Here is a 14,299-nt window from a genome sequence, read left to right on the forward strand (position 1 = left end):
GTTTCATACGCCGTATGGAAATGACCTGAATCACAGCGCTCACCAGGTCGTCCAGGCTTGCTTCACGTTTCCATACGTCGTACGGTACCAATTCCATACGGCGTATGTTTCTGTACGGCGCCACGGCATCGACCTACGCAGCGCGCCCTTGCCCATCCCCCTCCACCGCCTCCGCAGAGGAGCAAGACATGACCACGCACTCCGCGAACGACCTTCGCCCCATCCGGTCCCCGCGCGGGATCCCCCTCCTCGGCAACACGCCGCAGATCCCCGACACCAATCCGGTGGAGTACTTCGGTGAGCTGTCCAAGCAGTTCCCCGAGGGCATCTACGGCATGGACATCGCCGGCATCGAGCAGGTCTTCGTCTACGACCCGGACCTGGTGGCCGAGGTCTGCGACGAGACGCGGTTCTTCAAGCAGATCGACAAGACGCCGCTGCAGCACGTCCGGGACTTCGCGGGAGCGGGCCTGTTCACGGCCCACCAGTACGAAGAGGAATGGGGCATGGCACACCGTGTCCTGCTGCCGGCGTTCAGCCAGCGGGCCATGAAGGCGTACTTCGGGCAGATGCTGGAGATCGCCCAGAACCTGGCGGGCAAGTGGGAGCGCCGGGAGGGGCAGCCGGTCAACATCACCGACGACTACACCCGCCTGACGCTGGACACCATCGCCCTGTCGGGGTTCGGCTACCGGTTCAGGTCCTTCGACAAGGAGGAGCTGCACCCCTTCCTCAACGCGCTGCTGGAGGCACTGATCGAGTCGCTGCGGCGCTCGCAGGAGCTGCCGATGATGACCAAGCTGCGCAAGGCGGACGACCGGAAGTACCGCGACAACGTCCGGCTGATGCAGGACCTGGTCGAGAGCGTGATCAAGGAGCGCCGTGAGGGGAAGGGCACCGGTGAGGAGGACCTGCTGGGTCTGATGCTGGAGGCCACCGACCCGGACACCGGCAAGCTGCTGGCCGACGACAACGTCCGCGACCAGGTGCTGACGTTCCTGATCGCCGGTCACGAGACCACCAGTGGTCTGCTGTCGTTCGCCACGTACTCGCTGATGCGCAACCCGCACGTCCTGGCCCAGGCGTATGCCGAGGTGGACCGCTTGATGCCCGGCGACACCGTCCCGGACTACGACACGATCATGCAGCTGGACGTCATCCCGAGGATCCTGGACGAGACCCTGCGCCTGTGGGCTCCGATCCCGGCGTTCGGCAAGGCCCCGCTGGAGGACACCGTCATCGGCGGCCGCTACCTCCTCAAGAAGGGCACGCGGGTCAACATCCTCGAGGGTCCCCTGCACACCCACCCCAAGGCGTGGGACCGTCCCGACGAGTTCGACATCGACCGGTGGCTGCCGGAGAACCGCGCCCAGCAGCACCCGCACGCCTACAAGCCGTTCGGCAACGGCGTACGCGCCTGCATCGGCCGGCAGTTCGCGCTCACCGAGGCCCGCCTTGCCCTGGCGCTGGTGCTGCAGAAGTTCAAGCTCTCGGACACCAGCGACTACAAGATGGACGTGCGGGAGGCGCTGACGCGCAAGCCCGGCAACTTCGAGCTGATCGTCCGTCGCCGTCAGGAGCACGAGCGGACCGTTTTCGGCGCCGCGGACCTGCAGACCGGCGACACGCAGGCGCAGGCAGCGGTCAGCGGTGTCGGTGTGAACCTGACCGTCGCCTACGGCTCCAGCCTCGGCTCGTGCGAGGACCTGGCCCGCACCATCGCCGACCGCGGCGCGCGCTCCGGCTTCGGCACCACGCTGGTGAGCCTGGACGAGCTGGGTGACAGCCTGCCCTCCGAGGGCCTGCTCGCCGTCGTCGCCGCCAGCTACAACGGCAAGGCTCCCGACAACGCCCAGCGCTTCGACGACCTGCTCGCCGCCGGGCTGCCCGAGGGCTCACTGTCCAACGTGCGGTACGCGCTGCTGGGCGCCGGCAACACCCAGTGGGTGGCCACCTACCAGGCATTCCCCAAGCGGATCGAGGAAGGTCTGCTGGCTGCCGGCGCCACCCCCATCGTCGAACGCGGCATCGCCGACGCCGCCGGGGACTTCGACGGCATGGCCACGCGGTGGATGGACAACCTGTGGGCCACCCTGGCCGAGGAGTACGCCGCCGACACCTCCCAGGCGAGCGGCCCCCGCTACGAGGTCCAGCTGCTCACCGAGTCCGACGTGCGCCCCGCCATCGTCTCCGAGCAGGCGTACCCGCTCACCGTGGTGACCAACGACGAACTCGTGGCCGACGCGACCGGCCTGTGGGACTTCAGCATCGAGCCGCCGCGCCCGTCCGCGAAGTCCATCACCTTCGAGCTGCCCGAGGGCGTCACCTACGACACCGGCAACCACCTGGCCGTCTTCGCCAAGAACGAACTCGCCCTGGTGGAGCGCGCGCTGAGGCGGCTCGGCGTCGACTACGACCAGGTGCTCCGGCTCGACCAGCCGGCCGGTGGCCGCACCCACCTGCCGGTCGGCACCCCGGTCACCGCCGGCATCCTGCTCACCGAGTTCCTGGAGCTGCAGGACGTGGCCACCCGGTCCCAGATCCAGACGCTCGCCGAGCACACCGCGTGCCCGTGGACCCGGCCGCAGCTCCAGGCGTACACCGCCGACACCGAGGAGGCCGAGGAGCGCTACCAGAAGGAGATCCTCGGCAAGCGCATCTCGGTGCTGGGCCTGCTGGAGCGCTTCGAGGCGGTCGAGCTGCCGCTGGCGGTCTTCCTGGAGATGATGGGCCCGATCCGGCCGCGCTTCTACTCCATCTCCTCCGCCCCGTCGGCCAACCCGCGCCATGTGCGCCTGACCGTCGGCCTGCTGGAGGGCCCGGCCCTGTCCGGCGACGGCCAGTACCGCGGCACCTGCTCCTCCTACATCGCGGGCCTCGAACCCGGTGACGTCGTGTACGGCTACGTCCGCGTGCCCTCCCCGACGTTCGCCCCGCCCGCCGACCCCGCCACGCCACTGATCCTCATCGGCCCCGGCACCGGCATCGCGCCGCTGCGCGGCTTCCTGGAGGAGCGGGCGACACACCACGCGAACGGCACCCAGGTGGGCGTGTCGCAGGTGTTCGTCGGCTGCCGCCACCCGGAGCACGACTACTTCTACCGCCAGGAGATGCAGGACTGGGAGCAGGCCGGCATCGCCCAGGTGCACACCGCCTACTCGGCGGTGACCGGCCACCCGGCCCGGTTCGTGCAGAACGCCATCGCCCATGCCGCCGACACGGTGTGGCAGGCCATCGAGGACGGCGCGTACATCTACGTCTGCGGTGACGGCCGCCGCATGGCCCCCGCCGTCCGCGAGGCACTCGCCGCCATCCACCGCCAGAAGACCGGCAGCGACGACGAGACCGCCCAGCAGTGGCTCGCCCAGCTCGAAGCGGACGAGCGCTACCAGCAGGACGTCTTCGCCTGACCGTCGCACGCCGACAAGGCGCGCCGGCCCCCAGCCGCCGGGAGGCGTGCGGACGTCCTGCCTCCCCCGCACGCCTCCCGGCTCCACCAGCCATTCAGACACCACATGGCACGGCCCATGGCCCGAACCACCGGGCCGTGCCGCTCACAGAAAGCAGATCACCATGGACACCATGCTCGCCGGACGCTTCCACCTGGACAGCAAGAAGTTCGCCGTGGAAGAGGTCCCGATCCCCGTGCCGGGCCCGGGCGAGGTCCTCATCGAGGTCAAGGCCGCCGGCGTCTGCCTCTCCGACGTCCACCTCCTCGACGGCTCCCTCGTCCCGCTGTTCGCCACCTCCGACACCATCACCGTCGGCCACGAGGTCTCCGGTGTGATCCACACGCTCGGCCCCGGCCTCAAGCGCGGCCTGGCCGTCGGCACCCGCGTCACCCTGGAGGCCGGCAAGACCTGCGGCACGTGCGCCGGATGCGTGCGCCACCGCCCCTGCACCCAGATGCTCACCGCCGGCATCGACTACGACGGCGGCTGGGCCGAGTACGTGATCGCCCGCGAGGACACCCTCATCCCCATCCCCGACAGCCTCCCCTTCGACCAGGCCGCGATCATCCCCGACGCGGTCTCCACCCCCTACGCCGCCGTCGTCGCCACCGCGGGCGTCCGAGCCGCCCAGTCCGTCGGCGTCTGGGGCGTGGGCGGAGTCGGCGCGCACAACGTACGCCTCGCCCGCCTGGTCGGCGCCGCCCCGATCATCGCCGTCGACCCGCTGCCCAGCGCCCGCGAGCGCGCCCTGGCCTTCGGCGCGGACCTCGCGCTCGACCCGGCAGCCCCCGACTTCGCCGACCAGGTCCGCGCAGCCACCGGCGGACGCGGCCTCGACTTCGCCTTCGACTGCGCCGGCGTACCCGCCGTCCGCGACCAGGCCGCCTCCGTGCTCGGCCCGGGCGGCTCCCTGATCCTGGTGGGCATCACACCCCGGCCACTGACCATCACCGAGGGCCTGACCTTCAACTACCTGCAGAAGCAGGTACGCGGCCACTACGGCGGCTTCCCCGAGTCCGTCTCCGAGCTGGTGCAGCTGACCGCGGCCGGCCGCCTCGACCTGGCCCCCTCCATCACCGACCACATCCCGCTCGTCGAGGCCGCCGACGCCGTCCACCGACTGGAGCACAAGATCGGCGACCCGATCCGCCTCATCCTCGTCCCCTGACGCCCGTCAGCAGGACGACAAGCCACCCTGGGCAGGGGTGAGTGGGCGCCGGTGCGTGAGGGAGCACCGGCGCCCACGGCTTTCCGGCAACCGCGGAGAGGAAGAACCATGCAGACGACCGACGCCCCGGGCCGTACTTCGCGGCGCAGGGATGCTCACTCCAACCGCCGACGCATCCTCGCGACCGCCCGGCGGAAACTGCGGGAGGACCCGGACGCGAGTCTCGACAGCATCGCTCAGGCGGCCGGTGTCGCCCGGCGCACCCTCTACGGACACTTCCCCAGCCGGCATGCGCTGATCGCCGACCTGACACAGGAAGCAGGCCATGAACTCCGGCAGGCGTTCGCCAGAGCCCGTACCGCGGATGCCGACCCGGTCGAGGCGATGACGCGGATGGTGCTGGCGGCATGGACGGTGGGCGACCACTACCGCATGCTCATCACCTTGGGACGGCGCCACCTGGGAGAGGACGCGATCCGTACCACTCTGGCACCGGCCCGCGCAGAAGCCGTCGCAACCCTACGGCGCGGTCAGCGCGAAGGCGTCTTCGCGGACCACCTTCCAGCACCCGTCCTCGCCCGAGCGCTGGAGGCACTCATGCTGGCCCTCGCCGAGGAGAACGCCGCATGCCCGTGGGCGGACCCCACTGGTGAGGCTGCGGCAACCGCGTTCCTCGTCGCCGTCGGCGTAGCACCACAGAGGGCCGCGCTTCAGGTGCAGGAGGTCATCGGGCGAGATCGGGCAGCGGCCGACGGGTGACCTCGTGGGCGTCGTCCGCAGCGAGGCCGAGCATGCGCAGGACCATCTCGGCCAGGTCGGAGGCGGCCTCGTCGCCGTCGAGGTCCGGGCGGTCCAGCCGCAGAGCCACCAGGGACAGCAGGGTGCCGCCCAGGGCGGACAGGGCGGTGGTGGCGTTGCCGCAGGTGAAGCGGCCTGAGGCGATGCCGATCTCCAGGTCGCGCAGGGCCCGTGGGGCGAGGCCGCGGTCGGAGTGGATGTGGGACAGGCCGCGGTCGCGCAGGATTCGCATGAGTTCCGGGTGGGAGTCGGCCATCCGGGCGGTGAGCCGGAAGCCGGCCGCGACCAGCTCGGCCGGGTCGTCGATGCCTTCCACGCGCTCGTCTATGACCTGCCCGAACTCCTCCAGGGCGTCCGTCACCGCCGCGTCGAACAGCTCCGTCTTCGACTCGAAGTGGTTGTAGAAGGACCCGAAGCCGACATCGGCGCGCTCGGCGATGGCCTGGATGCTCGCGCTCGTGTCCCCGGTTTCCGCGAGGATCTGCCGGGCCGCGCGGACGAGCGCCTGGCGGGTCTCGGCACGGCGTCGCTCGAAGCGGTTCTTGGGCGGGGCTGACGTCGGCATGCGGCCCAGTGTAACCGTCGCCACGATGACTCTGCCATTACTGATGAGATCCTCAATTATTTGGGCTACACCTATTGACGATGAGAAACAGCAGAGTTGATGATTTCCTCATTACGGCAGTGTTGCTTGGAGGACACCATGTCCCACATCCCCGTCCACAAGGGCGGTCCTCTGACGCCCCACCAAGACCTCCACAGTGAGCAGGGCGCCCTACGCGGTGAACACCCAGGACGAGCCCGGAATCCGATGATCAAAGTGGCGGACCTGGCCTGGCTGGAGTTCGAGAAGCCGGACCTGGACCGGGCCGAGGTGTTCGCCCGTGACTTCGGCTTCGCGCTCGCCGCCCGCACCGATCACGAGCTGTGGCTGCGCGGCACGTTCGCGGGCTCCCCCTGCATGGTCATCCGGCGCGGCCGCGCCTCCCGCTTCCTCGGGCCGGCGTTCCGCGCGGCCGAGCGGACCGATGTGGGCCGGCTCGCCGCCGCCGTCGGCCACACCGTCCGGGACATCGACGTCCCCGGCGGCGGCCGGTCGGTCGCCCTGTTGGATCCCTCGGGACTCCCGGTCCGGGTGGTGCACTGCGCCGAACCGCTTCCCGCGCTGCCCGGGCAGCAGCCGCTGATCCTCAACACCGGCATCGAAGGCCGTCGTACGAACACCACCCAGCGCCCGCCCCGTGAGCCGTCCCGCATCCAGCGCCTCGGCCATGTGGTGCTGGAGACACGGACGTTCACCCGCACGCTGGACTGGTACCTGGACACCCTTGGCATGATCGTGTCCGACTTCCTGTTCCTGGACGGGCAGCGCGAGCGCGGGCCGACCATGGCGTTCATCCGCTGCGACCAGGGCAGCACGCCCGTGGACCACCACACCCTCGCCCTGCACCTCGGGCCGGGCAGCGGCTACGTCCACTCCGCCTACCAGGTCACCGACCTCGACGCGATCGCCGCCGGCGGGGAGTACCTGGCCGAGCGCGGCTACCGGCGCAGCTGGGGCATCGGCCGGCACATCCAGGGCAGCCAGCTCTTCGACTACTGGCGCGACCCCGACCGCTTCATGCTGGAGCACTTCGCCGACGGCGACCTGTTCTCCTGCGACCTCGAACCCGGCTGGGCACCGATGTCGGCGAGCGGCCTCGCGCAGTGGGGGCCGCCCGTCACCCGCGACTTCCTGGGCGCCAGCCCCTCCCCCGCCAAGCTCCGCGAGGTCATGACGGCCCTGCGCGACGACAACGAACTCGACCCCGCACGCCTGCTGGGCCTGATGAAAGCGATGAGCTCATGAGCACCAACGTGCTGCGCACCCCCGACGGCTGGTGGGCCGTCCGAAACGAGCGCGCCGTCCGCATCGAGACCAAGGCGGTCACCACCGCCGAACTGCTCGCCGACCGGGCCGCCGTCCGAGAGGCCGCCGCCTCCGGCGAGCGCGGCACGCCCGTCGCCGACCTGGTGGCGCTGCCCCCGGTCACCACCCCCTGCCGGGTGGTCGCCCAGATGGTCAACTACCGCAGCCACGCCAAGGACTCGGGCTTCACGGGCGACATACCGCCCACCTTCTTCCGCAAGGCGTCCGGCTCGGTCAGCGGCCCGCACGACACGATCGTCCGCCCCACGCACGTGAACTTCCTCGACTACGAAGTCGAACTCGGCCTCGTCATGGGCGCGACGCTCCCGGTGGGCACAGTGGTGGAGGAGCAGGACCTTCCTTCGTACGTCGCCGGGCTCGTCCTCACCAACGACGTCAGCGCCCGCGACGTCCAGCTGACCAAGACCCAGTTCTACGAGAGCAAGTCCTACCCGACCTTCACGCCGACGGGTCCGTACCTGGCTCTGCTGGAGCCGGAGGACTTCGACCGTCTGATCGACCTGCGCCTGCGGCTGTCGGTGAACGGCGTAACGCGTCAGGACCGCACCCTGGCCGACATGATCGTGCGGCCCGCGCAGGCGCTCACCGTGCTCGCCCGTTTCCAGACCCTCGACCCGGGCGACCTGCTGCTGACCGGTACGCCCGGCGGCACCGCCCTGAAGGCCCCGTCCAAGCCGGTCGAGAAGATCGCCGCGCTGCTGCCGCCCGCGCTGAAGTGGAAGGCGTTCTTCAACGGCCAGGCCAAGAACCCCCTGTACCTGCGCGACGGCGACCTCGTCACCGCCACGATCGCCACCCCCGACGGGCGGATCGACCTCGGCGCGCAGCGGACCCCTGTGGCGGACGCGAGGTGAGCGCCGCAGCAGCACGCAGACCCGTGGTGATCATCGGCGCGGGACCCGTCGGGGTCACCGCCGCGCTCCTGCTCGCCCAGCACGGAGTGCCCAGCCTGCTCCTCGAACGCCACCGGGACATCTATCCCCTGCCACGCGCCGTCGTCGCGGACGACGAGATCTGCCGGATCCTGCAGAGCGTCGGGATCCAAGAGGAGTTCGCAGCCGTCTCGCGCCCCGCACCGGGCCTGCGGCTGCTGGATCCCCGGCGCCGCGTGATCACCGAGTTCCCGCGCTCCCCGCACGGCCACCACGGCTTCGCACAGACCAACATGTTCGACCAGCCGGAACTGGAACGCCTGCTGCGCGGCGCCTTGGCGCGCCACCCGGAGTGCGAGCTGTGGAGCGGCGTGGAAGCGGTGTCCGTCACGCCCGCCGACGGCACGGCTCCGGTACAGGTGACCTTCCGCCGCGACGGCAGTGACGGGGAAGAGTACCTGTGGGCCGATGCCGTCCTCGGCTGCGACGGTGCGGGAAGCATCACCCGCGGAGCCATCGGCGCCGTATGGGAAGACCTGCATTTCGAGGAGAGCTGGCGGGTCATCGACGTGCGCACCAGCCGCCGGGTGCACAGCTGGGACGGCGCCGAGCAGATCTGCTGCGCCACCCGTCCGGCCACCTACATGCGGGTCGGCGAGGACCGCTACCGCTGGGAGTTCCGGCTGTCCGAGGACGAGCGCCTGGACGGTCCCCAGGGGCGGGAGCGTCTGCGGGAGCTGGTCTCCCCCTGGGTGGATCTGCCGTCCGACGGGTCGGAGGACGACGACTTCGAGGTGATCCGACAGGCGCAGTACACCTTCCGGGCCCGCCTCGCCGACCGCTGGCGCCGGGGACGTGTCTTCCTGCTGGGCGACGCCGCCCACCTCACCCCACCCTTCGTCGGGCAGGGGCTGTGCGCCGGCCTGCGCGATGCGTACAACCTCACCTGGAAACTGGCCCGCGTCCTCCGACACGGCGCAGGCGACGAGCTGTTGGACACCTATGAGTGCGAACGCAAGCCGCACGCCCGTCACATGATCCGTCTCGCGGTCGCCGTCGGCTGGGCCATGACCGGCGGACAGGATCGTGGTGCGGCATTCCGCCGGGCCGTCGTGGGCGCGGCCTGCCGCCTCCCCGGTGTGACCGCGGCGGTGAGCCGCGACCTCAGCCCCGCCCTGACCGCCGGCCCACTCGTACGGCGCCGCCCCCGGCCGACGGGCCGCGTGCTGGCCGGCACCTTCTCCCCCCAGCCCTGGGTACGACACGACGGCAGGCGAATGCGCCTCGACGACGTCCTCGGGGACTCTTTCGCCGTCCTGACCGCCGTACCGCCGACAGCGCGGATGACGGCAGTGGCCACGGCACTGGACGCACTCACGATCCACGTCGACGACCTGGGCGACGACGGCACCTTGGCCGCCTGGCTGGCCCGCGGGCGCGCCGACGCCGTCCTGCTGCGCCCCGACCACGTCGTGATGGACACCGTCCCAACCGGCACAGGCGACTTCACGGGCACCACCGTCTGGGCCCCGCTGCTGCACACGACCCGCCGCCCCGCCGAAGCCCGGCACGACCCCCTGCCGAGGAGCACCGCATCATGACCACCCCGCGCCTCGCACCGTACCCGGAACCCTTCTTCACGCCCGATCCGGACACGGCCGCCCGCAGCCGCATCGCGGACTTCGCCCAGTGGGCAGCCCAGCACCGGGACACGCCGGCCGGCGAAGCCCCGACGGACTACCAAGCCTTGTACCGCTGGTCCGTCACCGACCTGGAAGGATTCTGGGCGGCGGTGTGGGAGTACTTCGGCATCGACGCCGCCACGCCGTACGAGCGGGTGCTGGCCGAGGAGACCATGCCCGGCGCCCGCTGGTTTCCGGGCGCCACCCTCAACTACGCCCACCACGCGCTGCGCAACCTGCACCCGGACGCCCCCGCGATCACCGCACTGGACGAGACCGGAGCCGCCTACGAGATCACGGGCCGGCAGCTCCGCGCCCAGGTCGCCTCCGTCGCGGCCACCCTGCGCGACCTGGGCGTCGGACACGGCGACCGGGTGGTCGGCTACCTGCCCAACACCCCCCACGCCGTCATCGCCTTCCTCGCCACCGCCAGCCTGGGCGCGGTGTGGTCCGTGTGCGGCCAGGACTACGCCCCCAAGGCCGCAGCCGACCGCTTCGCCCAGCTCGAACCCACGGTGCTCATCACGGCGGACGGCTACCTCTTCAACAGCACGGCGCACGACCGCCGCGCAGCCTCCCTCGACCTGGCCGCCGCCCTTCCCACGCTCAAGGCCACGGTCCTCGTGGATCACCTGGGCCTCGCGTGGCCCGCGCCCCCGGCCGCGAGGCTGACGGTTCCCTGGGAGGACGCGGCCGGCCGCACCGAGTACCTCACCATCACCCCGGTTCCGTTCGACCACCCGCTGTGGATCGTCTTCTCCTCCGGCACCACCGGGCTGCCCAAAGGCATCGTCCACGGCCACGGAGGCGTCCTGCTGGAACACCTCAAGATCCTCGGCCTGCACTGCGACCTGGGCGTCGGAGACCGCCTGCTGTGGTACACCACCACCCACTGGATGATGTGGAACCTGGTCGTCTCCACCCTGCTGACCGGCGCCGCCACCTGCACCTACGACGGCAGCCCCGCGCCGGTGGCGCGCCCGGACGTCCTGTGGGAGCTGGCGGCCCGCCACAAGGTCACCGTCTTCGGCACCAGTCCCCAGTACCTGCTGGCCATGGCCAAGCTCGGCGTCGACCCCGCCGTGCACGACCTGTCGGCGATCCGCGTCATCGGCAGCACCGGCTCCGCCCTGCCGGCCTCCGCCTACCCCTGGGTCCGCGACCACGTCGGCGCAGGCGTCCAGCTGGCCTCCACCAGCGGCGGCACGGACATCGTCTCCGGCTTCGCCGGCAGCGCCCCCACCACCCCGGTGTGGGCGGGTGAACTGTCGGCTCCCAACCTCGGCGTGGCGCTCGCGGCGTACGACGGCACGGGACGGCCGGTCGTCGACCAGGTCGGCGAACTGGTCGTCACCCGCCCCATGCCGTCGATGCCGCTGTACTTCTGGAACGACCCCGACGGCAGCCGCTACCGCGACGCCTACTTCAGCGCCTATCCGGGCGTGTGGCGGCACGGGGACTGGATCACTCTCACCTCCCACGGCTCGGTGATCGTGCACGGCCGCTCCGACGCCACCCTCAACCGCAACGGCGTACGGCTGGGCAGCGCCGACATCCACGACATCGTCGAACGCCTCCCCGAGATCGCCGAGGCCCTCGTCATCGGTGCGGAGGAACCCGACGGCGGCTACTGGATGCCACTCTTCGTGGTCCTCGCCGACGGGGTCTGTCTGGACGAGTCCCTGTGCGAGAAGATCCGCGACGCGATCCGCACCGGCGCCTCCCCCCGCCATGTCCCCGACGAGATCCTCGCCGTGCCGGCCATCCCGCACACGAAGACCGGCAAGAAACTCGAGGTCCCGGTCAAGCGCCTCCTCCAGGGCGCACCCGCCGAGGAGGTCCTCAACCCCTCCGCGGTCGACAACCCCGACCTGATCGCCCACTTCGCCGGCCTGGGAGCCGAACGCCGCCAGGCCCGCCGCCCGCACACCCCCGAAGGCGACTCATGATCCTCTCCGCCTCGCTGACCTGTCTCATCGCGTTGATCTTCGCCCTGCTGGGCGTGGCCAAGATCCTCGCCCTGGGTCCGATGCCCGGCCTGGCCGCCCATGCCGGCTTCACCACCGCGGCCTACCGGGTCATCGGCGGGCTGGAGCTGGCGGGCGCCGTCGGCGTGGCCCTCGGCCCGGCCGTACCGCTGTGCGGCGGCCTGGCCGGTATCGGGCTGCTGATGCTGCTCGCCGGTGCCGTGACCACGCACGCACGCAAGGGCGACGGGCTGACCAAGCTCCTCCCCGCGGTGACATGCGCGGCCCTGGTCGCCTGGTATCTCGTACTCCTCGCCGGCCTCTGACCCGTTGCGGGAGACTGTCGGCGGCCACTCGTCCTGTTAGCGAGCCCACGGCGGGGCTGGCAGACTGACTCTGTGGTTCCGCTGACGGTCGCGGCGGATCAGATCGCGTCCTCATCGCTTACCGGCGCCAGTGTGGTATCAGTCTGCGCACTGCTCTTCACCGTCGCGTCGTTCTGGTGGCTCAATGCCCGACAGGGACGCCTGCAGGCGTGGGAACCTCATTCCTTCGCGGCCATCGTCCACGGTTCCACGGCACGCCTACGACTGCCGCTCGTCCTGCACAACACCGGTCCCAAACCGATCGTCGTGCAGGACCTCATCCTGACCTTCCCCGATGAGCCCGCCTCTCATCTGCCACTCCTGTGGGTGTCCTCCCCGTCCCGGCTCCAACCGGGGCCGGACGAGGAGGCGAGGCTGCCCGCCGGATTCGTCGTGCCCGGCAGAGAAGCGCAACAGCTCTTCCTCGAGTTCGAGGCACCCTTTTCCGGATTCCTGCCGGAGGCCCGTGACTACAAGGCCCAGATACAGGTGCGGGTCGGCCACCGCAAGGGGTGGCGGCCCCTGCTGACGTTCAGTTTGAGGGCCGCCAACATCATCGATCCAGGTCGCTACACCGTTTACAACAACGCACCGGTCGAGCTGACGAAGGAAGACCAGAAAAGAGCGGATGCCGCGCTCCTCGAACTGCTGGAAGAGCACGGGGACGGCTCCCCTCCGGGCGGCAGGAGACAGGGGGGTCCGCCTGATGACGGCGACGCCGACACGAGCGGCTGATGCCGAGTCCCGCATCGACCGAGAACGTTCCCGAAGCTGGGCCTGGCGTGAAGTGACGGGTGCCTGCTGTCCGGAACGTCCCGAATGAATTCGGATGCTTGCGTGTGCCGGCTCGGTCGGAGTCAGACACTCGTCCATGCTTCGAGGAAGGCGTTACGTCCGGCCGCATCGGGCGACTTGTGTCCCGCGTGAAGAACGCGCCAGGCGGTGAGTTCCAGGTCCCGGAGCCACAGTTCGCCGATGACCTGTGTTTTGAGATCAGGGAGGTGCTCGGACTCGGCGAGCGCCTGGCCGATCACCTCTGCGGCCGCAACGCGCTGGGGAGGCGTCATCTCGTCTACGGCCGAGAGGATCTGTCCGGCCAGACCGGTTCCCTCTCCGGCCAGCGAACGCAGCACCAGGTCCTTGATGTTGGTCGGCAGCAGGTAGGCGGTGCCCGAGGTTCTCCACAGGTTCGACCAAAAGGATTCTCCTGCGTCGGTGGGGGCGGGGAGCGCGGCCAGCAGTCCGAGGAGATGCGCGGTGGCCGCGTAGCCATCGGAGTGGGCCGCCGCGAGGACCGCTATGCCGGCGACACGCTCCACGTCGAAACGGCCGGTTTCGAATGGTGAGGGCAGCCCCAATCCTTGTTCCAGCTGATCTGCGAGGGGGGCGGATGCGTGGGAGGGGAACTCGGGAAGCATCGGCGGTCCTTGGGCGTAGGTGGGCGGAGATACGCGCTCGGAAACCTTGGTCCTTCCCGTGGCCAGGCGGCTTACACGGCTTCCGCGGGCCGAGTCGGTGGCGAGACCGGCCTTGAGGGACGCTGTCACGGGTGTGCGGCCGTGGTCACCCTGACAGTGACCGGCGGTCTCCTCTACAGCGCGGTCGCGGTGGTCTACGCCGTCCAACGCACCAGGACACGGCACACAGTGAGGGCCCGCCCGGCACACGCCGGTCGGGCCTCACTGCTCCGTTCGGCTCACACCTGTCCGTATGTCAGGCGGACAGGGGGAGCACCGAGTGTTGCGGACGCCCGCTGGTACGGGCTGGCCATGGGCGCGGTTGCGGCGGCGGGGCGGGTGCGGCAGGTAAAGCCGAGTTGGGTCATGGCCCTGAGGACTTCGCCGGTGCTGAAATCACGGCGGTCCTGGCGGGTGATGACCTGGCCGACCTGCTTGGCGGGGTAGTGGCGTCGTCCGATGATGACAAACTCACCGGTGACCGGCTCAGGTCTGACGCCCGTCATCGATTCCACCACACCGCTCTTGGTCAGGTCGAACGGGAAGCGGGCGATGACACAGCGCATGATGCCTCCAGGGAGACGAGAAGACGGGGCCGGGTGGGGTGA

Annotated in this window: 12 protein-coding genes; 9 read left to right on the plus strand and 3 right to left on the minus strand. The window is 70.3% G+C overall.

Annotated features, from left to right (window positions below):
- Positions 1 to 188: 188 nt before the first annotated feature.
- The 3 genes from ACZ41I_RS31325 (at position 189) to ACZ41I_RS31335 (ending at position 5,379) form a co-directional block, all read left to right on the plus strand.
- Positions 189 to 3,410 (plus strand): bifunctional cytochrome P450/NADPH--P450 reductase, encoded by a 3,222-nt coding sequence (locus ACZ41I_RS31325; protein WP_468515638.1) that lies wholly within the window; start codon positions 189 to 191, stop codon positions 3,408 to 3,410.
- 163 nt (positions 3,411 to 3,573) lie between these two features.
- Positions 3,574 to 4,620, plus strand: coding sequence for a zinc-binding dehydrogenase (locus ACZ41I_RS31330; protein WP_468515639.1), 1,047 nt, complete (start codon positions 3,574 to 3,576; stop codon positions 4,618 to 4,620).
- Positions 4,621 to 4,728: 108 nt separating this feature from the next.
- A complete protein-coding gene (locus ACZ41I_RS31335) occupies positions 4,729 to 5,379 on the plus strand; it encodes a TetR/AcrR family transcriptional regulator (protein ID WP_468515640.1) in 651 nt (216 codons plus the stop codon).
- Here ACZ41I_RS31335 and ACZ41I_RS31340 read toward each other — a convergent pair.
- Positions 5,345 to 5,983 carry a TetR/AcrR family transcriptional regulator gene (locus ACZ41I_RS31340; RefSeq protein WP_468515641.1) on the minus strand — a complete coding sequence of 213 codons (639 nt, stop codon included), beginning with the start codon at positions 5,981 to 5,983 and terminating at the stop codon, positions 5,345 to 5,347. The two genes, ACZ41I_RS31335 and ACZ41I_RS31340, sit on opposite strands and share 35 nt — an antisense overlap.
- 138 nt (positions 5,984 to 6,121) lie before the next feature.
- Here ACZ41I_RS31340 and ACZ41I_RS31345 point away from each other — a divergent pair, with 138 nt between their 5' ends.
- The 6 genes from ACZ41I_RS31345 to ACZ41I_RS31370 all read left to right on the plus strand — a co-directional run bounded on the left by ACZ41I_RS31345 (position 6,122) and on the right by ACZ41I_RS31370 (position 12,969).
- Positions 6,122 to 7,267 (plus strand): VOC family protein, encoded by a 1,146-nt coding sequence (locus ACZ41I_RS31345; RefSeq protein ID WP_468515642.1) that lies wholly within the window; start codon positions 6,122 to 6,124, stop codon positions 7,265 to 7,267.
- Positions 7,264 to 8,202, plus strand: coding sequence for a fumarylacetoacetate hydrolase family protein (locus ACZ41I_RS31350; protein ID WP_468515643.1), 939 nt, complete (start codon positions 7,264 to 7,266; stop codon positions 8,200 to 8,202). The genes ACZ41I_RS31345 and ACZ41I_RS31350 overlap by 4 nt, the downstream gene beginning before the upstream one ends.
- Positions 8,199 to 9,821: a bifunctional 3-(3-hydroxy-phenyl)propionate/3-hydroxycinnamic acid hydroxylase MhpA gene (mhpA, locus tag ACZ41I_RS31355; protein ID WP_468515644.1), complete on the plus strand. Its 1,623-nt coding sequence runs from the start codon at positions 8,199 to 8,201 to the stop codon at positions 9,819 to 9,821. Before ACZ41I_RS31350 ends, mhpA begins: the two co-directional genes overlap by 4 nt.
- The gene (locus ACZ41I_RS31360; protein ID WP_468515645.1) at positions 9,818 to 11,851 is read left to right on the plus strand and encodes an acetoacetate--CoA ligase; all 2,034 of its coding nucleotides are present in this window, start codon (positions 9,818 to 9,820) and stop codon (positions 11,849 to 11,851) included. The genes mhpA and ACZ41I_RS31360 overlap by 4 nt, the downstream gene beginning before the upstream one ends.
- Complete coding sequence (locus ACZ41I_RS31365; protein ID WP_468515646.1) at positions 11,848 to 12,195, plus strand: DoxX family protein; 348 nt, start codon at positions 11,848 to 11,850, stop codon at positions 12,193 to 12,195. The genes ACZ41I_RS31360 and ACZ41I_RS31365 overlap by 4 nt, the downstream gene beginning before the upstream one ends.
- 72 nt (positions 12,196 to 12,267) lie before the next feature.
- Entirely contained in the window at positions 12,268 to 12,969 is a 702-nt protein-coding gene (locus ACZ41I_RS31370) for a hypothetical protein (RefSeq protein WP_468515647.1), read from the plus strand.
- Positions 12,970 to 13,091: 122 nt separating this feature from the next.
- On the opposite strand, the gene ACZ41I_RS31375 is transcribed toward ACZ41I_RS31370, so the two are convergent.
- Entirely contained in the window at positions 13,092 to 13,652 is a 561-nt protein-coding gene (locus tag ACZ41I_RS31375; protein WP_399772295.1) for a hypothetical protein, read from the minus strand.
- A 278-nt stretch (positions 13,653 to 13,930) separates the two neighbouring features.
- Entirely contained in the window at positions 13,931 to 14,257 is a 327-nt protein-coding gene (locus tag ACZ41I_RS31380; protein WP_468515648.1) for an SCO5918 family protein, read from the minus strand.
- Between the last annotated feature and the right edge of the window lie 42 nt (positions 14,258 to 14,299).

The sequence above is a fragment of the Streptomyces sp. NPDC030799 genome (genome assembly GCF_055572255.1).